General features: G+C 71.2%; 19 protein-coding genes. 17 read left to right on the top strand and 2 right to left on the bottom strand.

Annotated features, from left to right (window positions below; all coding sequences use genetic code 11):
- Positions 1–111: 111 nt before the first annotated feature.
- Positions 112–435 carry a hypothetical protein gene (locus AB0J58_RS40830; RefSeq protein ID WP_364226255.1) on the bottom strand — a complete coding sequence of 108 codons (324 nt, stop codon included), beginning with the start codon at positions 433–435 and terminating at the stop codon, positions 112–114.
- Between AB0J58_RS40830 and AB0J58_RS40825 the strand changes: the two genes are divergently transcribed.
- From AB0J58_RS40825 to AB0J58_RS40755, 15 genes are all read left to right on the top strand, one after another.
- Complete coding sequence (locus tag AB0J58_RS40825) at positions 406–1029, top strand: FCD domain-containing protein (RefSeq protein ID WP_364226252.1); 624 nt, start codon at positions 406–408, stop codon at positions 1027–1029. The genes AB0J58_RS40830 and AB0J58_RS40825 overlap by 30 nt on opposite strands.
- A gap of 29 nt (positions 1030–1058) precedes the next feature.
- Positions 1059–1766, top strand: coding sequence for a cache domain-containing protein (locus AB0J58_RS40820; protein ID WP_364226250.1), 708 nt, complete (start codon positions 1059–1061; stop codon positions 1764–1766).
- Positions 1756–2103, top strand: coding sequence for a phosphoribosyl-AMP cyclohydrolase (gene hisI, locus AB0J58_RS40815; RefSeq protein WP_364226247.1), 348 nt, complete (start codon positions 1756–1758; stop codon positions 2101–2103). Before AB0J58_RS40820 ends, hisI begins: the two co-directional genes overlap by 11 nt.
- Positions 2100–2675: a Trp biosynthesis-associated membrane protein gene (locus AB0J58_RS40810; protein ID WP_364226244.1), complete on the top strand. Its 576-nt coding sequence runs from the start codon at positions 2100–2102 to the stop codon at positions 2673–2675. Before hisI ends, AB0J58_RS40810 begins: the two co-directional genes overlap by 4 nt.
- A gap of 188 nt (positions 2676–2863) precedes the next feature.
- Positions 2864–3271 (top strand): DUF4190 domain-containing protein, encoded by a 408-nt coding sequence (locus AB0J58_RS40805; RefSeq protein ID WP_364226241.1) that lies wholly within the window; start codon positions 2864–2866, stop codon positions 3269–3271.
- Between the two features lie 76 nt (positions 3272–3347).
- Complete coding sequence (locus tag AB0J58_RS40800) at positions 3348–3788, top strand: DUF2752 domain-containing protein (protein WP_364226238.1); 441 nt, start codon at positions 3348–3350, stop codon at positions 3786–3788.
- A gap of 169 nt (positions 3789–3957) precedes the next feature.
- Positions 3958–4767, top strand: coding sequence for an indole-3-glycerol phosphate synthase TrpC (gene trpC / locus AB0J58_RS40795; RefSeq protein ID WP_343968711.1), 810 nt, complete (start codon positions 3958–3960; stop codon positions 4765–4767).
- A gap of 78 nt (positions 4768–4845) precedes the next feature.
- A complete protein-coding gene (trpB, locus tag AB0J58_RS40790; RefSeq protein WP_343968927.1) occupies positions 4846–6015 on the top strand; it encodes a tryptophan synthase subunit beta in 1170 nt (389 codons plus the stop codon).
- Between the two features lie 58 nt (positions 6016–6073).
- Positions 6074–6868, top strand: a complete 795-nt coding sequence (gene trpA / locus AB0J58_RS40785; RefSeq protein ID WP_364226235.1) for a tryptophan synthase subunit alpha — start codon at positions 6074–6076, stop codon at positions 6866–6868.
- Between the two features lie 232 nt (positions 6869–7100).
- On the top strand, positions 7101–7610 hold the full coding sequence (locus tag AB0J58_RS40780) for a MauE/DoxX family redox-associated membrane protein (protein ID WP_364226232.1): 510 nt from the start codon (positions 7101–7103) through the stop codon (positions 7608–7610).
- On the top strand, positions 7610–8374 hold the full coding sequence (locus AB0J58_RS40775) for a thioredoxin domain-containing protein (protein ID WP_364226229.1): 765 nt from the start codon (positions 7610–7612) through the stop codon (positions 8372–8374). The genes AB0J58_RS40780 and AB0J58_RS40775 overlap by 1 nt, the downstream gene beginning before the upstream one ends.
- 26 nt (positions 8375–8400) lie before the next feature.
- Positions 8401–9507 carry a prolipoprotein diacylglyceryl transferase gene (gene lgt, locus AB0J58_RS40770; RefSeq protein ID WP_364226226.1) on the top strand — a complete coding sequence of 369 codons (1107 nt, stop codon included), beginning with the start codon at positions 8401–8403 and terminating at the stop codon, positions 9505–9507.
- Positions 9504–10223, top strand: a complete 720-nt coding sequence (locus AB0J58_RS40765) for a VIT1/CCC1 transporter family protein (RefSeq protein ID WP_364226223.1) — start codon at positions 9504–9506, stop codon at positions 10221–10223. Before lgt ends, AB0J58_RS40765 begins: the two co-directional genes overlap by 4 nt.
- Positions 10220–11065: a hypothetical protein gene (locus AB0J58_RS40760; RefSeq protein ID WP_364226221.1), complete on the top strand. Its 846-nt coding sequence runs from the start codon at positions 10220–10222 to the stop codon at positions 11063–11065. The genes AB0J58_RS40765 and AB0J58_RS40760 overlap by 4 nt, the downstream gene beginning before the upstream one ends.
- Positions 11066–11136: 71 nt before the next feature.
- The gene (locus tag AB0J58_RS40755) at positions 11137–11757 is read left to right on the top strand and encodes a hypothetical protein (protein ID WP_364226218.1); all 621 of its coding nucleotides are present in this window, start codon (positions 11137–11139) and stop codon (positions 11755–11757) included.
- Here the strand turns inward: AB0J58_RS40755 and AB0J58_RS40750 are convergent.
- Positions 11723–13402, bottom strand: a complete 1680-nt coding sequence (locus AB0J58_RS40750) for a bis-aminopropyl spermidine synthase family protein (protein ID WP_364226215.1) — start codon at positions 13400–13402, stop codon at positions 11723–11725. The two genes, AB0J58_RS40755 and AB0J58_RS40750, sit on opposite strands and share 35 nt — an antisense overlap.
- A 199-nt stretch (positions 13403–13601) precedes the next feature.
- Between AB0J58_RS40750 and gltB the strand changes: the two genes are divergently transcribed.
- Positions 13602–18107 (top strand): glutamate synthase large subunit, encoded by a 4506-nt coding sequence (gltB, locus tag AB0J58_RS40745; protein ID WP_364226213.1) that lies wholly within the window; start codon positions 13602–13604, stop codon positions 18105–18107.
- Between the two features lie 70 nt (positions 18108–18177).
- Positions 18178–19656 (top strand): glutamate synthase subunit beta, encoded by a 1479-nt coding sequence (locus AB0J58_RS40740; RefSeq protein WP_364226211.1) that lies wholly within the window; start codon positions 18178–18180, stop codon positions 19654–19656.
- The last annotated feature ends 116 nt before the right edge of the window (positions 19657–19772 follow it).

Below are 19772 nucleotides of genomic sequence, written 5' to 3'. Positions count from 1 at the left end.
AGAGGTAAAACGCCTGTGGAGCTGGTGTAAGACCTCAACGAGAGTCCTCTCGGGCGGGCAACCGGCGGTGAAGCAGGAACCCTCACGGGTGACCGTGGGAATCCCCCTCGTTTACGAGGGGGAGGATGTCAAGAGGTTGACCATCTCGTCGGAGGTGCCGGCGGTCTTGGAGTTGACCTGGCAGCCGGTGGCCTTCTCGAACGGGGTGACCCAGTCGACCTTGGGGTCGTTGCTCCCGTCCTCGACGTATCCGGCCCAGTTGACCAGGTTGACCTGCCCCTCTCCCGGGCCCAGTGACTGCAGCGCCTTGATCTCGGGCGGGGTGAAGCCCGTCTGGCCGCGTTCGCGCCGGTCGACAGCACCGCCCGAGTCGACGCCGTGGTCAGGCGGCTCACCGACGCCATAGTGCTCGGCCTGGTGGCCGACGGCGAGCAACTGCCCAGCGAGGCGGAGCTCGCCGCCCAGCTGGGCGTGTCCACGGTCACGCTGCGGGAGGCCCTGATGGCCCTGCGCCAGCAGGGCATGGTCGAGACGAGGCGAGGGCGCGGAGGCGGTAGCTTCGTGCGGGCCCCGCGTGAGGCTCCCCAGGCGCTCGATCGGCTGCGCGCCCTCACCGCGGAGGAACTCCGCGACCTGGGCGACCACTACGCGGCCATCGCCGGGGCCGCCGCGAGGCTGGCCGCGCAGCGGGCACTGCCGGAGGACATCGCGCCGCTCCGCCGTACGCTGCAGGAGATGGCCGGCTCCCGCGACCAGGCCCACCTGCGCAGGCTGCACGGGCGCTTCCACATCGAGGTTGCCGCGGCCTCCCAGTCGGCACGACTCACTCAGGAAGAGATCAGGTTACAGGCTGACATCGGACCATTGCTCTGGTCCGCCCACGGGAGAGGCGATGGAACGTCGGCTCGGCACCACGCCATCGCCGAGGCCATCCACCGCGGGGACGACGACCACGCCAGGCTCCTGGCGGAACGGCACGTGCTCGACGCGATGGAACACCTCATCGAGCTGCGTCTGCGAGAGCCGTGATCGTCGGATGCCCGGGGCGGATGGATCAAGTGAGCGAACACGGTGCGCTGCTGGCGCCCGGCGACGCGGCCGAGGCGGCCGTAGCCGTCGGCGGCATCGTCGAGGACGTCTTCGAGGGGCTCCACCAGGTGCGCGACGCCGTGGTCGGGCTGGTGGGCGGCGCGCCGGTGCGCGGCGACCTGGCCGCGCTGCGTCCGCTGCTCTTTCCCCGGCTGGGCGGGCTGATCTCCGGCATCGGGTTCATCGCCGCGCCCGGCCTGCTCGTCGACGCGCCCTGGTATCTGGAGTGGTGGCAGGAGGGCGCCTCGGGCGAGCCCGTGCAGCTGCTCCGGGACATGGACCCCTCCAGCAGTGCCTTCTACGACTACACGCACTGGGACTGGTTCGCCGGTCCGCGCTCCGGCGCCGAGCACACTCTCACCGGCCCGTACGTCGATTTCCTCTGCAGCACCGAGTACTCCCTGACCCTGTCGGTGCCCGTGCTGAGGGGCGGGGAGTTCATCGGCGTGGCGGCGGCCGACGTGTTCGTGCGCCGCTTCGAGGTCGCCGTCTCGCCGCTGCTCCGCGGGGTGGGAGGACCGGCCTTCCTGGTGAACGCGCACGGCAGGGTGGTGGCCTCCACCACCGCCAGATGGCTCGCCGGGTCGGTCTTCAGGGGAGCCCCCGGTCTGCTCGCCAGGCCATGCCGGACGCTGCCCCTCTCCCTGGTTGCGGCACAATTGCCACATGCCCCTTGACCCTGCCATCGCGGCCCGGCTGAAGCGCACCGCCGACGGGCTGGTTCCCGCCGTCGTCCAGCAGTACGACACCGGCGAGGTGCTCATGCTCGCCTGGATGGACGACGAGGCGCTGCATCGCACGCTCACCACCGGCAGGGCCACCTACTGGTCACGCAGCAGAGGGTCCTACTGGGTGAAGGGCGAAACCTCAGGCCACGTCCAGCACGTCAAGTCCGCCGCGCTCGACTGTGACGGCGACACCGTGCTGCTCAGGGTCGACCAGGTGGGCGCCGCCTGCCACACGGGCGATCGGACCTGCTTCGACGCCGACGAGCTGGCGGTGACCCGGACGTGACGGCCAGGCGGGAGCTGTGGACCTGGCTGGCGGCGTGTGCGGCCGGCGCAGCGCTCGTGCTGCTCGCCGCCGGGCGCGACTGGTTCACCGTGACGTACGGCACCCGCGAGGTGGCGGTCCCCGCCGCGGAACTGGCCCCCGCGCTGGGGCCCGCGGCCTGGGCGGCACTCGCCGCAGTGGTCGCCGTGCTCGCGACGGCGGGCGTGTGGCGCAGGGTCGTCGGCGCGGTGATGGCGCTCTGCGGGGCCGGGGTGGTGGCCGCCTCCTGGTGGGGGAGCGGCGCGAGCGCCGCGCTGCGGATCTCCGCCGAGCAGGCGCCGGTGGTCGTGGACTCCGTGCCGCGGGTCGCCTCGGCCGTCGTCTGGCCGATCGTCGCCTCCGCAGGGGGGCTGCTCCTGCTGGCCGGGGGAGTGACGGCCCTGCTGCGGGGCGGCCGATGGCCGGGCATGTCCGATCGCTACCACCGCCGGGGCTCCGCCCCCGCCGAGAGCGCCCCCAGCGATCGGGCACTATGGGACGCCCTCGACGAGGGCACCGACCCGACGATCGATCGGGATCCCCGGGAGCGCTGACCTCGGCGGAAACGCGGCCCTCGCGCGTCCGGCGCGCTCTCCTCGACTCCGCGCCCCGAGATCCGAGATCCGATGTCCGAGGGGTGTGCGCCCCGGCTACGACTTGCTTACGGCGTGCCCGGACCCCTTCGGCCCGGGAGTGTTTTCGCTAGGATTTCGCCCTCAACTTAGATAAACGGGAGTCATTCATGAGCTATGGCAATCAGCCGGGTGGTTACGGGCAACCCCCGGGGGGCGGTGGCTATGGCTCTCCGGGTGGTTACGGTTCGTCCGGCGGTTACGGCCCGCCCGGTGGCGGTTACGACCCCTACGGCGGTTACGGTGCGCCGCCTCCTCGGGGTAACAACGGCATGGCCATCGCTGCGCTGATCATGGGGATCGCGGGGCTGTTCGTCTGCGGCCTCACCTCGATCGTGGGTGTGGTGCTGGGCCACGTCTCGCTGGGGCAGATCAAGCGGACGGGCGAGGAGGGGCGGGGCATGGCCATCGCCGGCCTGGTCCTGTCCTACTTCGGGATCGCGTGCTGGCTGGCGGTGCTGGCCTGGCTGATCGCGGTCGGCGCCATCGTCGGCAGCGCCTCGCTGACGGGTGCCTGACCTGACGGTCGTCTGAGGCGGGGCCGCGTCCGGCGCGAGTAGGGTGGCCGGTGAGGGGGTGCCGACGGCCGTGCTCATGGAGAAGATCGCTGGTTCGCGCGCGCGGGCCATGCTGCCGCCGCTGGGTGCCGCGCTGGTGGCGGGTGCCGCGGTCGCGTTCGTGGGGGCGGTCGACCCGAACGAGCCCGGCCACTACCCGACCTGCCCGTTCCTCATGCTCACCGGCCTGTACTGCCCCGGCTGCGGCGGCCTGCGGACCGTGCACGCGCTCGTGCACGGCGATCCGGTGACGGCGCTGGGGCTCAACCCGCTCGTCACCCTCATGGTCCCGGTGCTGGTCGTGCTCTGGGGCCGCTGGGCGCTGCGTGCCTGGTGGGGTGGCCGGTCCGGGAGGGAATCGGGTGGGCCGCCCGTGGTGAAATCCATACGTCCGGCCTATGTCTGGCTATTTCTGGCTTTAATGATCGTGTTTTGGATAGTGCGAAATCTCCCTTTTGGGGAATTCTTGGGCCCATAGTCGCCTTTGTGCTTCACCCGGTGGCGGGGCGACCCCGGTTGGGCCGATAGCATCGGCGGGACAAGGGCAGTCGATCGGGAGGGGCCTTACTCGTGAGCGAGCGGAGCGAGCGAACCACGGGCACGGCAGCGTTCGCGAACCTGGCCTCTGAACTTCGCGGGGAGGGCAAATGAGCGTGCTTGAGGAAATCCTCGAAGGAGTCCGCGCCGACCTGGCCGAGCGGCAGGAGAGGGTGTCGCTGGCCGAGCTCAAGGAGCGGGCCGGGCGGGCGCCCGCCCCCCGTGACGTCTACGCGGCGCTGGGCGGCGACCAGGTGGCGGTCATCGCCGAGGTCAAGCGTTCCAGCCCGTCCAAGGGCGCGATGGCCGCGATCGCCGACCCCGCCGCGCTGGCCGGCGACTACGAGTCGGGCGGCGCCCACGTCATCAGCGTGCTCACCGAGCGACGCCGCTTCGGCGGCACCCTCGACGACCTGGCCGCCGTACGCGCCGTCGTCGACATCCCGGTGCTGCGCAAGGACTTCATCGTCACCTCGTACCAGCTCTGGGAGGCCCGCGCCTACGGCGCCGACCTGGCGCTGCTGATCGTCGCGGCGCTCGACCAGAACGCGCTGGTCTCGCTCATCGAGCGGGCCGAGTCGATCGGGCTGACCCCGCTGGTCGAGGTGCACACCGAGGAGGAGCTCGACCGGGCGCTCACCGCCGGAGCCAAGATCATCGGTATCAACGCGCGGAACCTCAAGACGCTCGAGGTGGACCGCGACGTGTTCGCCAAGCTCGCCCCCAAGGTTCCCGACGGGGTCATCAAGATCGCCGAGTCGGGCGTGCGCGGCCCCCACGACCTGCTCGCCTACGCCAGGGCGGGCGCCGACGCCGTCCTGGTCGGCGAGAGCCTGGTGACCGGCAAGGATCCGCGGGCCGCCGTGGTCGACCTGGTCACCGCCGGTGCCCACCCCGCATCCCGACCCGAGGGGCAGTAAGCAGTGACAACGCACGAAGGAACCGTCCTCACCGCCGCGGACCTCGCCGGAAACGGCCTTCACGGCAACGATCCGGACATCCACGGCAAGTTCGGCGTCTTCGGCGGCCGCTACGTGCCCGAGGCGCTCATCCCGGCCCTGGACGAGGTCGCGGCGGAGTACGACAAGGCGAAGAGCGACGTGGCGTTCCTTCGGGAGTTCGACCACCTGCTGCGCACCTACGCCGGGCGGCCGACCACGCTGACCGAGGTGCCCCGCTTCGCCGAGCAGGCGGGGGGCGCCCGGATCATCCTCAAGCGCGAGGACCTGACCCACACCGGCGCCCACAAGATCAACAACGTGCTCGGCCAGGCCCTGCTGACCAAGCGCCTGGGCAAGACGCGGGTGATCGCCGAGACCGGCGCCGGCCAGCACGGCGTCGCCACCGCGACCGCCGCCGCCCTGCTGGGCCTGGAGTGCGTGATCTACATGGGGGCCGTCGACTGCGAGCGTCAGGCGCTCAACGTCGCCCGCATGAAGCTGCTCGGTGCCACGGTCGTCCCGGTCACCAACGGCAGCCAGACCCTCAAGGACGCCATCAACGAGGCCTTCCGCGACTGGGTCGCCAACGTCGACCGCACCCACTACCTCTTCGGCACCATCGCCGGGCCGCACCCGTTCCCGGAGATCGTCCGCGACTTCGCCCGCATCATCGGCGTCGAGGCACGCCGTCAGGTGCTGGAGCTCACCGGCAGGCTGCCCGACGCGGTCGCCGCGGCGGTCGGCGGCGGTTCCAACGCGATCGGCATCTTCCACGCCTTCCTCGGGGACGAGGGCGTCCAGCTGCACGGCTACGAGGCGGGCGGCCGGGGCCTGGAGAGCGGCGAGCACGCGCTCACCCTCACCGAGGGCTCCGTCGGGGTGCTGCACGGCTCGCGCACCTACGTGCTGCAGGACGAGGAGGGGCAGACCCTCGAGTCGCACTCGATCTCAGCCGGGCTCGACTACCCGGGCGTCGGCCCCGAGCACGCCTGGCTCAAGGACACCGGCCGCGCCACCTACCACGGCATCACCGACGCCGAGGCGATGGACGCCTTCTCGCTGCTCGCCCGCACCGAGGGCATCATCCCCGCGATCGAGTCCTCACACGCGCTCGCCGGTGCCCTCAAGCTCGGTCGCGAGATGGGTTCCGAGGCGACGATCCTGGTCAACCTCTCGGGACGGGGCGACAAGGACATGGGCACCGCGATGAAGTACTTCAACCTCTGACTACCGACTTGCCTCCCCTCCGGCGCGCCGGAGGGGACGAACCGCAACGGAAACAACGATGACGACTCTTCAGACGGTGTTCGCCAAGGCCAAGGCGGACGGCCGCGCCGCCCTCATCGGATATCTCCCCGCTGGGTTCCCCAGCAAGGAGGGCGCGATCGCCGTCGCCGCCGCCATGGTGGACGCCGGCTGCGACGTGATCGAGATCGGCCTGCCCTACTCCGATCCCCTCATGGACGGCCCGACGATCCAGGACGCCGTGCACCGGGCGCTGACCAACGGCACCCGCATCGCCGACGTGCTGCGCACCGTCGAGGGCGTGGCCAAGACCGGTGCCGCCACCCTGGTCATGACGTACTGGAACCCGATCGACCGCTACGGCGCCGACCGCTTCGCCCGTGACCTGGCGAACGCGGGCGGGGTGGGCACCATCACCCCCGACCTGACGCCCGAGGAGGCCGGGCCCTGGCGCGAGGCCAGTGCCGGGGCCGGGATCGACACGGTCTTCCTGGTCGCGCCCAGCTCCACCGAGGCCCGTATCAAGGCGGTCGTCGACAGCTGCACCGGCTTCGTCTACGCGGCCTCGCTGATGGGCGTCACCGGTGCCCGCGACTCGGTCGGCGCGGCCGCCCAGGGCCTGGTCGAGCGTACCCGCTCGCACACCTCCCTCCCGGTCTGCGTCGGCCTGGGCGTCGGCACCGGCAGGCAGGCAGCCGAGGTGGCTGGTTACGCCGACGGCGTCATCGTGGGGTCGGCGTTCATCCGCCGCGTTCTCGACGCGCCGGACGAGGCCTCGGGGCTGGCCTCGGTCCGTGAACTGGGCTCCGAGCTGGCGGCGGGTGTCCGCGGCTGACGAGCCCGTTCGAGAGCGGATCCCTTGCTCGAAGAAAGGGGCCGCTCCCGCGTCAGCGCCTGCCAGGCGGGCTTATTCGATGCTTATCGGGCTCGTGATGAGGTTTTCCTCGAATACCTGGCATTCGCCGAAGACGTCTGTGGCCGGGGCTTGGAATAGGAGAATGGTGCTCGTGACCTCTGATAACCCCGCGCCCAATAGGTCGCGTATCGTGATTTCGGCGCTACCCTGGGTGACGACCGTCTCGCGGCTGGTGATGGCGGGAGTGCTGATCGTCGCGGGTTGGGGCAAGATCGGCGCTCCGGTGCTCTCGGTTCAGGCGGTCGAGGCATACGATCTGCTCCCCAAATCGCTCGCCACGGCGGTCGGCTACGGCCTGCCGATCCTGGAGATCGTCGTGGGGTTGTTGCTGGTCGTCGGGCTGCTCACCCGAGCGGCGGGTGTCATCTCGGCGCTGCTCATGCTGGCGTTCGTGATCGGCATCGCCTCGGCGTGGGCGCGCGGGCTGCGCATCGACTGCGGCTGCTTCGGCGGCGGCGGTCAGCTGGCGGCCGGGGTGGAGCCCGACTATCTCATCGACATCCTGCGTGACTTCGGTCTCTTCGGACTCGGTGTGTTCGTCGCGATCTTCCCTCCGGGCCGCTTCGCGCTGGACTCCGCGCTCGGGCTCACCCCGGGCGAGGAGTCGTACGAGGACGTCGAGAGCGATGACGAGGAGCTTCAGGAGAAGGAGGCTTACTGATGGGTAAGGCCGCGCGGGAGCAGTCGGCGCGTGATCGGATCAAGGCGCAGCGCGAGGAACAACTGCGGAGGGAGAAGCGCAAGCGGGTGGCGACCATCGCGACCGTGGCCGTCGTCGCGATCGCCGCCGTCGGGGGTGGCTGGTGGTTCGCCGCCCAGAGCAGCAAGTCCGAGCAGGTCGGGGCCTCGCTCGCGCCCATCACCGTCGCCGGGGACGGTTCGGTGGTCATGGCCAGGCCGGGGGTGGAGAAGCCGGTCCTGGACGTCTTCGAGGACTTCCAGTGCCCCGCCTGCAGGGCGCTGGAGGAGACCAGCGGCCCGACGATCAAGAACCTGGCGGCCGAGGGCAAGGCCAAGGTGGTCTACCACCCGATCACGATCTTCCAGGAACAGACCAACAAGGGGATCACCCGGGCCAACTCGCTGCGCGCCGCGTCGGCGATCCGCTGCATCCCCGGAGGCGCTCCCTGGATGGCCTTCCACGACAAGTTGTTCAAGGAGCAGCCCTCGGAGCTCGTGGAGGGTTTCAAGATCCCTGATCTGATCGCCTGGGGCAAGGACGCCGGAGTGACCGACCCCGGTTTCGAGTCGTGCGTGACCAGTCAGGAGAAGGCGCCCGCGCACCTCGAATACAGCACCAAGGTCATGGAATCCCAGAAGCTCACGGGCACCCCGACGCTGAAGCTCAACGGTACCGAGTTGGACACGAATGTGGCTTTCAAGCCGGCCGATCTGCGTCAGGCCGTTCTTGATGCCGCCAAGTAGCCCGGGACACGGTAACGTCACCTGACATGCCCCTCGCCTCGATTCCCAGCCCCTCCCAGGGGGTCTGGTATCTGTTCGGTGTGGTCCCCATCCGGGCCTACGCACTGTGCATCGTGCTCGGCGTCGTCGTCGCGGTAGTCATCGGCGAGCGCCGCTGGCGTGCCCGCGGCGGTGAGCCGGGGACGATCGTGGATCTCGCCGTCTGGGCCGTGCCGTTCGGCCTGGTCGGCGGACGTCTCTATCACGTCATCACCGACTGGCAGCTCTACTTCGGGCCGGACGCACCCAACGAGCCGATCGAGGCGCTGTTCATCTGGAACGGCGGCCTGGGCATCTGGGGTGCCGTCGCGCTCGGCGGAGTGGGTGTCTGGCTGGGGTGCCGTGGCAGGGGGATCTCCCTGACCGCGGTGGCCGACACCGTCGCCCCCGGGATCGCGGTGGCCCAGGCCATCGGCCGCTGGGGCAACTACTTCAACCAGGAGCTGTTCGGCAGCCCCACCGACCTGCCGTGGGGTCTGGAGATCGACCCCGACCGGCCGGGCACGGTGCCGGGCGAGGACACCTACCACCCGGCCTTCCTGTACGAGTCGATCTGGGACCTGGGCCTGGCGCTGGTTCTCATCTGGGCAGGACGCAAATTCGCGCTCCGCCACGCCCGCCTGTTCGCGCTCTACGTCGCCGGCTACACGGTGGGCCGCTTCTGGATCGAGGGGCTGCGGGTCGACAGCGCCCACCACATCCTCGGCCTGCGGCTCAACCAGTGGACCTCGATCGTCCTGTTCATCGGGGCGATGGCCTACTTCTGGTACGCCAGGAACAGGAGCGACGCCGAGCAGGTCCGTCCGCAGCCCGATCCGGCCGTCGAGCCCGTGCAGGGCGAGACCGGCGACGCGGACAAGGGCGAGGCCGGAGCCGGCACCGAGGCCGAGCCGGCCGTCACCCCGGCCGCCTCGGACGGGGAGGATACCGCCGACCCGGCTCACCCGTCCGACCTGGCCGACCCCGACGAGAGCGACCCGGCGAAGGAGGACGGCGAGCCGAGGCTCGTCTCCGGTGCGCTCGCGGCCGACGACTCGGTCGATCCGGCCCACCCGTCCGACCTGGCCGACCAGGAGGAGAAAGGGTCCCGGTGAGCGGCGACGACTCGGGGGGCCGCGCCGAGATGCACCACCGGCATCGCGACGTCAACGGCGGCTGGCTGCGGCCGTCGGTGTTCGGCGCGATGGACGGTCTCGTCTCGAACTTCGCCCTGATCGCCGGTGTCGCCGGCGGCACGGCCAGCACCACGGTCATCGTGCTGGCCGGGGTCGCGGGGCTGGCGGCGGGCGCGTTCTCCATGGCCGGGGGTGAGTACGTCTCGGTGGCCAGCCAGCGGGAACTCGCCCTGGCCGAGATCGACGTCGAACGGCGCGAGCTCGAACGCCACCCCGAGGCCGAGCAGCAGGAGCTCGCCAAGCTCTACGAGGACCGGGGCGTCGAGCCCGCCGTGGCGGCCGAGGTGGCCCGGCAGATCTCGATGGACCCCGACCGGGCGCTCGAGGTGCACACCCAGGCCGAGCTGGGGGTCACCGCCCAGGACCTGCCCTCGCCCAGGATCGCCGCGATCTCCTCGTTCCTGTCGTTCGGCGTGGGCGCGCTCCTGCCGCTCCTGCCGTACCTGCTCGGGGTCACCAGCCTGACGACCTCGGCGGTGATCTCCTGCCTGGCGCTGTTCGGCGCGGGCGCGCTGGTCTCCCGGGTCACCGCGCGCAGCTGGTGGTACAGCGGGCTGCGCCAGCTTCTTGTCGGCGCGGTCGCCGCGGCCCTGACCTTCGGCCTGGGCACCCTCCTGGGAGGGGTCGGACTGTGACCCCTCCGGCCGGTCCGCCCGCCACGCCCGCGCGCAAGCGCCGCCGCACCTCCGCCAGGGCGCAGCCCCAGACCGAGAACATCACCCGGCTGGACGAGTGGGGGCTGACCCGGCCCCAGCAGCGGCTGCTGATGATCCTCGGGGCGGTGGCGGGCGTGCTGGTCGCCGCGATCGCCCTCACCCTCGCGATCTCCGCGATCGGCAACGACTTCGTGCCCGAACGGGCCACCGCCTCGGTCATCGGCACCGAGCCGAGGCCCGACGCCTACAAGGGCTGGCCCTCCTCCAAGGTGTTCGCCCCGATCGCGCAGAGCAAGGCCGACCCCAAGCCGCTGACGGTCAAGGATCTCTTCGCCACCAGGACCCTCAAGGAGGGCAGGGTCACGCTGAGACTGGCGGCCACCCGCCTGGAGGCCGACTGCGCGATGGCGACCTGGGGCCAGGGGCTCGCCGACCTGCTCGTCCAGGGCGGGTGCACCCAGGTGGCCAGGGGTCTCTACGTCAGCGCGGACGGCCGCCACGTGGCCCAGTACACCCTGTTCAACCTCCGCGACACCGCCTCGGCCGACACGCTGGTGAACACGCTGACCACCCTGCACCGGGGTGGTTGGGTCCGGCCGCTCCAGGCGGGCAAGGCCGTCTTCCCGGCCGGGGGGCACACCGAGTCCAGCGGGCACGCCATGGGGCACTACGCGGGCCTGGTCTGGATCGGCAGGACCGACGGCGCCGATCCCGGCCCGAAGGACGACTTCGTCTCGCTGTCTCTGACGGTCCGCGGCGTGGAGAAGGCGATCTTCCGCCGCATCGTCGCGGTCTCCCCCGCGCCCGCCCCGTCCAAGTAGCCCGCCGCTTCCGTGTCCGCCTCGGCTCGGTGGTCCCTGGCGTCCCGCCTGTCGAAGTAAGCTCTTTCCCCATGCGCAAGTGGATCGCCGTCACCGTCGCCGTGCTGGTCGTGGTCGCCGGGGTGGCGGCCTTCCTCCTGCTGGGGGGCGGGCCCGACCCGCGCGCCGCCGTCCTTCGCGCGGAGCCCAGCACGGCCCACTACGCGCCCATCGCGACCCGTGCCCTCGACCCCCAGCCGCTGACCGTCGCCGAGATGTTCCCCGGCCCCTCGGTGTCGGCGGGCACCACCAGGCTCGCGCTCAAGGCCACCGAGAACCTCGCCGACTGCGCCGAGGCGGCCTGGGGGAGCGCGCTGGACGCGCTCGACGGGTGCACGCAGGCGCTGCGGGCCCGCTACGAGAGCGAGGACGGCGAGGTCTCCGGCCAGTTCCTGATTTTCAACCTCGCGGACTCCGCCGCCGCGGACAGGCTCGTGACGGCGCTCAGGGGCGACGGCTTCGTCCGGCCCGCCCCCGACACGCCCGAGGGTTTCGACGGCTCCCGCAGCTGGGCACAGGCCCGTGCCCTGGGGCACTACGCCACGGTGAGCTGGGTCGCCCCGGTGGTCGAGGGGGGCCGGGTGGACCTCACCTACCCGCAGGTCGCCGTGGACGGCCTCAGCCTGGCGATCCAGCGCCGGCTGGTGCGCTGAGGGAGCTTCGCACCGCGGCCTGGAGCTCCAGGAGCCGGTGGGCGGGCAGTTCGAGGACGGTGACCTCGTCCGCCCACGGAGCGACGGCGGCGATGACCGCCCTGGCCTGCTTCTTCGTCAACTCGCCCCGGACCCTGATCAGGGCCTCGCGCCAGGTGTTGGCGAGCTTGCCGTGCGCGTTGTCCAGGACGCGGCGCAGGATCCGGGCCGCGTCGTCCTGGTGAGGCGTCGTCCGTACGGCGCGTACGGACGAGCCCTCGACGGTGAGGTCGTAGACGGGGGCGAGCAGGTCGGCGGGGAGGTTTACGGGGGCCGCGGCCAGGGTGACCCGGACCTCCCCGGCGCGGGTGGCCAGCAGCAGCCGGGGCAGCGCGGCCTCCAGCCCGGCCGGTACGGAGATCGCCACCCTGGCCGGGGCACTGGCGTAGGGTTTGGCCAGCCAGGTCGCCAGGCGCGCTCTGGGGGCTTTGGGCAGCACGTCGCGGGGCCACTCGCCCACCAGCACCTCCGGGACGAACCCGTCCTCGAAACCGGCCGCGACGTCCGGGGCGGAGGCCGCTGCGGAGTCCGCCGACTCCACCGACTGGGGCCCCTGCGTGTAGATGGCGGTGCCTGAGGAGTCGGTGCGGGCGGCAGCGGCCGGCCAGGTTCTCGTGGTGGGGCGCAGGACGTACAGGTCGGCGGCCGAGCCGATGGCCTCGGCGCCGAGGTAGCGGTTGAAGTCGGGGTAGATCGCCTCGTTGACCAGGTTGAGCTGGGACAGGGCCTGCTGCACCTTGAGGGCGAGCGCGGGGGTGCGCTCGCTCGCGCCGTACGCCAGCATGATCCGGCCCTGCTCGCGGTCGCGCAGTCCCTCCGCGCAGCGGGCGACGAACAGCCCGACCCCCTCGGGGGTGTAGGGCGGGTCGGTGATCGCCAGATCGGCCCAGTTCCGCGCGGAGGCGGGCAGTCCCAGGCGCAGGTCGGCCCAGCGGGTCCGCACGGCCAGCCCGAGCCGGTCGGCCTGGCCGGCGATGTAGGCCAGGATGCGCTCGTCGACGTCGACGACCGTCACCTCGACGCCGGGGTGCAGCATCGCGGTGGCCAGCGAGGTCAGATCGTGGTCGCCCACGCACAGCAGCCGGGCGCCGTCCAGCCAGAACCGGGCGTCCAGCAGCAGTGCCCGCCGCACCACGGTGTCGCCGGTCGCGGCGACGTGGTCCAGCGTATGGCGGCCACGGGGGGCCTTGGCGATCAGCTCGTCCATCCGCGCGACCAGTTCCGCCCGGCCGGAAAGGAGATGCGCCACCGGGTCGGCCGGGGCGAGGACGCTCACCTCCTGCCCGGCCCAGCGGGCGGGCAGCCTGAAGCGGTCGCCGGAGCGTTCCAGCTCCCCGTCCACCTCGCGCAACAGCGCCTCGATGGTCCGCCGCGACGTAGCGGTCCGCCTGACCAGGTCGGCGAGAGTCCACCAGCGGCCGTCGCCCAGCGCCGCCAGCGCGATCCTCAGCCGCCTGCCGTCGACGCCCAGCCGGGCGACGAGCGCCCTGACCCCCTCGTGGGCGGCCGGGCCGCCCGGCACCTCCGACACGCCCGGGGCGTCAGCGGTTCCGTTGTCCGTCAGGCCGGTGGGGTCGCCCGATTCGGCGGGGGCGCTCGGTTCCATTCGGCCACCTTAAAGCCCGGACCTGGAATGTCGTGCCATCAACGCGTGTTAAACAAACCGGGCGAATCGGCGCCAAATCGGTGTGACCTGACCGGGTAGGCCGGTATCCGGCAGGGTACGGTAACCTCTACCCACCACGCAGCAGGGCCAACGTCGTCCCTTGCTTGTTCCAATGAAGCAAGACGACGGGAGGGATTCGATGCCCGCTGCCCACCTCGGCTTTCCCGAGCCCCAGGGCCTGTACCACCCCTCACACGAGCACGACGCCTGTGGCGTCGCCATGGTCGCGGACGTGGCCGGCCGCCGCAGCCACGACATCGTCGCGAAGGCACTGACCGCTCTGTGCAACCTCGATCACCGGGGCGCACAGGGCAGCGAACCGGACACCGGCGACGGCGCCGGGATCCTGACGCAGATCCCCGACACCTTCTTCCGCACGGTGGTGGGCTTCCCACTGCCCGCGGCCGGAGCCTACGCCGCCGGCACGGCCTTCCTGCCCGCCGACGCACCGGCCCGCGCCAGGGCGGTGCGGCTGATCGAGGAGATCGCCGAGCAGGAGGGCCTGACGGTCATCGGCTGGCGAGACGTGCCGACCACCCCCGACCTGCCCGGGCCGAGCGCCCGCGCGGTGATGCCGTTCTTCGGCCAGCTGTTCGTGACCTCCCCCAACGGTGAGACCGGCCTGGAGCTGGACCGGCTGGCCTTCTGCCTGCGCAAGCGGGCCGAGCACGAGGCGAACGTCTACTTCCCCTCGCTGAGCTGCCGGACCATCGTCTACAAGGGCATGCTCACTCCGCTGCAGGTCGAGCAGTTCTTCCCCGACCTCAGCGACGAGCGCTACGAGACCGCGATCTCGCTGGTCCACTCGCGTTTCTCCACCAACACCTTCCCCTCGTGGCCGCTGGCGCACCCGTACCGCTACATCGCCCACAACGGTGAGATCAACACGGTCAAGGGCAACCGCAACTGGATGCGGGCCCGCGAGGCCATGCTGCGGACCGCGAACCTGCCGGGAGACCTGTCGCGGCTCTTCCCGATCTGCGACCCGGCCGGCTCCGACACCGCCTCCTTCGACGAGACCCTGGAACTCCTGCACCTCGCCGGGCGCCGGCTGCCGCACGCGGTGCTGATGATGATCCCCGAGGCGTGGGAGAACCACACCGAGATGGACCCCGCCCGGCGGGCGTTCTACGAGTTCCACTCCACCCTCATGGAGGCCTGGGACGGCCCGGCCTCGATCACCTTCTCCGACGGCACCCTGGTCGGCGCGGTACTCGACCGCAACGGCCTGCGCCCGGGGCGGTTCTGGGTCACCACCGACGGCCTGGTCGTGCTGGCCTCCGAGGCCGGCGTGCTCGACATCGCCCCCGAGGACGTGGTCCGCAAGGGCCGCCTGCAGCCCGGCAAGATGTTCCTGATCGACACCGAGCTCGGCAAGATCATCGAGGACGACGAGATCAAGGCCGAGCTGGCGGCCGAGCTGCCGTACGCGGACTGGCTGCACGCCGGGCTGGTCCGCTTCGAGGAGCTGCCCGCCCGCGCGCACGAGGTCCCGACGCACGAGGCGCTGATCAGGCGGCAGCAGACCTTCGGCTACACCGAGGAGGAACTGCGGATCATCCTGGCGCCGATGGCCAGGGCGGGCGCCGAGCCGATCGGCTCGATGGGCACAGACACCCCCGTCGCGGTGCTCAGCGAGAAGCCCCGGCTGCTGTTCGACTACTTCAGCCAGCTGTTCGCGCAGGTCACCAACCCGCCGCTGGACGCGATCCGGGAGGAGCTCGTCACCTCCCTGGCCACCACCATCGGCCCCGAGGGCAACCTGCTCGACCCGGGCCCGGCCTCCTGCCGCCAGCTGGTGCTGCCCTACCCGGTGATCGACAACGACGAGCTCGCGAAGATCATCCACATCAACGACGAGGGCGCGCTGCCGGGCTTCCGCCCGCACGTGGTCCGCGGCCTGTACCAGGTCGCGGGCGGCGGCGAGGCACTGCTCGGCCGCATCGAGGAGATCCGCGCCGAGGTCTCCGAGGCGATCGAGGGCGGGGCGCGGATCATCGTCCTCTCCGACCGGGGCTCCTCCGACGCGCTGGCGCCGATCCCGTCGCTGCTGCTCACCGGTGCCGTCCACCACCACCTGATCGCCGAGAAGACCCGCACCAGGGTCGGCCTGGTCATCGAGACCGGTGAGGCGCGCGAGGCGCACCACATGGCGCTGCTCATCGGCTACGGCGCGGGCGCGGTCAATCCGTACCTCGCCATCGAGACCGTCGAGGACATGGTCGACTCCGGTGCGCTGCGGGTCGACAGGCACAAGGCCGTGCGCAACCTCATCAAGGCGTACGGCAAGGGCGTGCTGAAGGTCATGTCCAAGATGGGGGTGTCCACCGTCGCCTCCTACACCGGTGCGCAGATCTTCGAGGCGCTCGGCCTGAGCCAGGAGGTCGTCGACGCCTGCTTCACCGGGACCACCTCCCGGCTGGGCGGTGTCGGCTTCGACGTCCTTGCCGAGGAGGCGGCGCTGCGCCACCGGCGCGCCTACCCCCGGGCCGAGAACGCCCACCGCCGTCTGGAGGTCGGCGGTGAGTACCAGTGGCGCCGCGAGGGCGAGCCGCACCTGTTCAACCCCGAGACCGTCTTCAAGCTGCAGCACGCCACCCGCTCGCGCCGCTACGAGATCTTCAAGGAGTACACCGGCCTGGTGGACTCCCAGGCCGAGCGGCTGATGACGCTGCGCGGCCTGTTCAAGCTGAAGGACGGTGTCCGCGAGCCGGTGCCGATCGACGAGGTCGAGCCGGTCAGCGAGATCGTCAAGCGGTTCTCCACCGGCGCCATGTCGTACGGCTCCATCTCGATGGAGGCGCACGAGACGCTCGCCATCGCGATGAACCGGCTGGGCGGCAAGTCCAACACCGGTGAGGGCGGCGAGGACCCCGAGCGGCTGCACGACCCGGTCCGCCGCTCGGCCATCAAGCAGGTGGCCTCCGGCCGGTTCGGCGTGACGTCGGAGTACCTGGTCAACGCCGACGACCTGCAGATCAAGATGGCCCAGGGCGCCAAGCCCGGCGAGGGCGGCCAGCTGCCCGGCCACAAGGTCTACCCGTGGATCGCCAAGACCCGGCACTCCACCCCGGGTGTCGGTCTCATCTCGCCGCCGCCGCACCACGACATCTACTCCATCGAGGACCTCGCCCAGCTCATCCACGACCTGAAGAACGCCAACCCCGCCGCCCGCGTGCACGTCAAGCTGGTGGCCGAGGTCGGTGTCGGAACGGTCGCGGCGGGCGTGTCCAAGGCCCACGCCGACGTCGTGCTCATCTCCGGCCACGACGGCGGCACCGGCGCCTCCCCGCTGACCTCGCTCAAGCACGCGGGTGCCCCCTGGGAGCTCGGACTGGCCGAGACCCAGCAGACGCTGCTGCTCAACGGCCTGCGCGACCGGATCACCGTCCAGGTCGACGGCCAGCTCAAGACCGGCCGCGACGTGGTCATCGCCGCGCTGCTCGGCGCCGAGGAGTACGGCTTCGCCACGGCGCCCCTGGTCGTCTCCGGCTGCGTGATGATGCGCGTCTGCCACCTGGACACCTGCCCGGTCGGCGTCGCCACCCAGAACCCCGAGCTGCGCAAGAGGTTCACCGGCAAGCCCGAGTTCGTGGTCAACTTCTTCGAGTTCGTCGCCCAGGAGATCCGCGAGTATCTCGCCGCGCTGGGCTTCCGCAGCCTGGAGGAGGCCGTCGGCCACGCCGAGCTGCTGGACACCACCTCGGCCGAGAACCACTGGAAGGCCGCGGGTCTCGACCTGGCGCCGATCCTGCACCAGCCCGAGTTGCCCGCCGGCGCCTCGCTCCGCCGCGTGGTGGGGCAGGACCACGGGCTGGCGAGGGCGCTGGACAACACCTTGATCCAGCTCGCGGAGGGCGCGCTCAAGGACGGTTCCCGGGTCACCCTCGAACTGCCCATCCGCAACGTCAACCGCACCGTCGGCACCATGCTCGGCCACGAGGTGACCAAGCGGTACGGCGGCGCCGGCCTGCCCGACAACACCATCGACGTGCGTTTCACCGGCTCCGCGGGCAACTCCTTCGGCGCCTTCCTGCCCAGGGGCGTCACGCTGCGGCTGACCGGCGACGCCAACGACTACGTCGGCAAGGGCCTGTCCGGTGGCCGGATCTCGGTCCAGCCGCACGCGGCGGCCTCACTGGAGGGGCACATCATCGCCGGCAATGTCGGCCTGTACGGCGCGACCTCCGGCGAGGCGTTCATCCGCGGTGTCGTGGGGGAGCGGTTCTGCGTCCGCAACTCCGGCGCCACCGCGGTGGTCGAGGGCGTCGGCGACCACGGCTGCGAGTACATGACCGGCGGCAAGGCGGTCGTCCTCGGCCCGACCGGCCGCAACTTCGCGGCCGGCATGTCGGGCGGCATCGCCTACCTGCTCGACCCCGACATCGAGCGGGTCAACCGCGAGATGGTGGAGATCGAGGAGCTCGACGAGGCCGACTCCGAGACGCTGCGCGAGATCGTCGAGACGCACCTGGCCGAGACCGGCTCCACGGTGGCCAAGGCGCTGCTGGTCGACTGGGACCCGTCCCGGTTCGGCAAGATCATGCCGACGGACTACAAGCGGGTCCTGCGGGCCGCCGAGTCCGCCCGGCTGGAGGGCCGCGACATCGACGAGGCGGTCATGACCGCCGCGGTCCAGGGGTGAGGCCGATGTCCACGCCTACTCATACAGTTCACACCGCTCAGGCTGTTCAGGGATAAGGGAGGTACGACCGATGGCCGACCCCAAGGGTTTCCTCACGCACGGACGCGAGCTGCCGGCGCGCCGCCCGGTGGACGTCCGCATCCGCGACTGGCGGGAGGTCTACGAGGACTTCCCCAAGCCCGCGCTGACCAAGCAGGCGGCACGATGCATGGACTGCGGCATCCCGTTCTGCCACAACGGCTGCCCGCTGGGCAACCTGATCCCCGAGTGGAACGACCTGGTCTACCGGGACGACTGGCAGGAGGCCGTCGAGCGACTGCACGCCACCAACAACTTCCCGGAGTTCACCGGCCGCCTGTGCCCGGCTCCGTGCGAGGCGGCGTGCGTGCTCGGCATCAACTCCGACCCGGTGGCGATCAAGCGGGTCGAGGTCGAGATCATCGACCGCGCCTTCGACGAGGGCTGGGTCACCCCCCAGCCCCCCGCCTCGAAGACCGGTAAGCGGGTCGCGGTCGTCGGCTCGGGGCCCGCGGGCCTGGCCGCCGCGCAGCAGCTCACCCGCGCCGGGCACGACGTGGTGGTGTTCGAGCGCGCCGACCGGATCGGCGGCCTGCTCCGCTACGGCATTCCCGAGTTCAAGATGGAGAAGCGGCACATCGACCGCCGGCTCGCCCAGATGCGGGCCGAGGGCACCGAGTTCCGTACCGGCGTCAACGTCGGAGTCGACATCACGGCGGCGCGGCTGCGTGCGGAGTTCGACGCGATCGTGCTGGCCGGCGGCGCGACCCAGTGGCGGGACCTGCCCGTCGCCGGGCGCGACCTGAAGGGCGTCCACCAGGCGATGGAGTTCCTGCCGCCCTCCAACAAGGTCCAGGAGGGCGACTTCCCGGTCTCGCCGATCAGCGCCGAGGGCAAGCACGTCGTCGTGATCGGCGGCGGCGACACCGGCGCCGACTGCATCGGCACCGCGATCCGGCAGGGGGCCGCCTCGATCACCCAGCTGGAGATCATGCCCCAGCCCCCGGCGGAGCGCCCCGGCAGCCAGCCGTGGCCCACCTTCCCCATCCTGTTCAAGATGGAGAGCGCCCACGAGGAACTGGCCGACGGCGGCGGCGACCGGGTCTACGCGGTCTCCACCACCGAGTTCGTCGGCGACGCCGACGGCAACGTCCAGGCACTGCGCCTGGTCGAGGTGGAGGGCCCCGGCGCCGGTTTCAAGCCGGTGCCCGGTTCCGAGCGGGAGATCCCCGCCGAGCTGGTCACCCTGTCGATGGGCTTCGTGGGACCGGAGAAGAAGGGCCTGCTCACCGAGCTCGCCGAGCTCGCCGAAGGCGAGTTCTTCGACGCCAGGGGCAACGTCGCCAGGGACAGGGGTTACATGTCCTCGGTCGACGGCGTCTTCGTCGCCGGGGACATGGGCCGCGGCCAGTCCCTGATCGTGTGGGCGATCGCCGAGGGCCGCTCGGCCGCCTCGGCCGCCGACCGCTACCTCACCGGCTCCACGGCCCTGCCGGTGGCGATCCCGCCTACCGCGAGGCCACTGGTCTGAGCACAGCCGGTCTGAACACTGAGTAGGTTGTATTTGGTCCGTGTATGTCACGGCCGGTAGGAGCACGTCACGGCGTTCCCGGGTGCGGAACCGCACCCCGGCACGCCGGTGTAGCG

This window comes from Streptosporangium sp. NPDC049644 (assembly GCF_040675205.1).
In the GTDB taxonomy this organism is placed as follows: Bacteria; Actinomycetota; Actinomycetes; order Streptosporangiales; family Streptosporangiaceae; genus Streptosporangium; species Streptosporangium fukuiense.
This window is presented reverse-complemented; position numbering and strand designations above follow the sequence as displayed.

Coding starts and splice junctions, on each gene's coding strand:
- hisI (WP_364226247.1), top strand. CDS start 1,756: ATGCCCCTTGACCCTGCCATCGCGGCCCGGCTGAAGCGCACCGCCGAC.
- AB0J58_RS40805 (WP_364226241.1), top strand. CDS start 2,864: ATGAGCTATGGCAATCAGCCGGGTGGTTACGGGCAACCCCCGGGGGGC.
- AB0J58_RS40800 (WP_364226238.1), top strand. CDS start 3,348: ATGGAGAAGATCGCTGGTTCGCGCGCGCGGGCCATGCTGCCGCCGCTG.
- trpC (WP_343968711.1), top strand. CDS start 3,958: ATGAGCGTGCTTGAGGAAATCCTCGAAGGAGTCCGCGCCGACCTGGCC.
- trpA (WP_364226235.1), top strand. CDS start 6,074: ATGACGACTCTTCAGACGGTGTTCGCCAAGGCCAAGGCGGACGGCCGC.
- AB0J58_RS40775 (WP_364226229.1), top strand. CDS start 7,610: ATGGGTAAGGCCGCGCGGGAGCAGTCGGCGCGTGATCGGATCAAGGCG.
- lgt (WP_364226226.1), top strand. CDS start 8,401: ATGCCCCTCGCCTCGATTCCCAGCCCCTCCCAGGGGGTCTGGTATCTG.
- AB0J58_RS40755 (WP_364226218.1), top strand. CDS start 11,137: ATGCGCAAGTGGATCGCCGTCACCGTCGCCGTGCTGGTCGTGGTCGCC.
- AB0J58_RS40750 (WP_364226215.1), bottom strand. CDS start 13,402: ATGGAACCGAGCGCCCCCGCCGAATCGGGCGACCCCACCGGCCTGACG.
- gltB (WP_364226213.1), top strand. CDS start 13,602: ATGCCCGCTGCCCACCTCGGCTTTCCCGAGCCCCAGGGCCTGTACCAC.
- AB0J58_RS40740 (WP_364226211.1), top strand. CDS start 18,178: ATGGCCGACCCCAAGGGTTTCCTCACGCACGGACGCGAGCTGCCGGCG.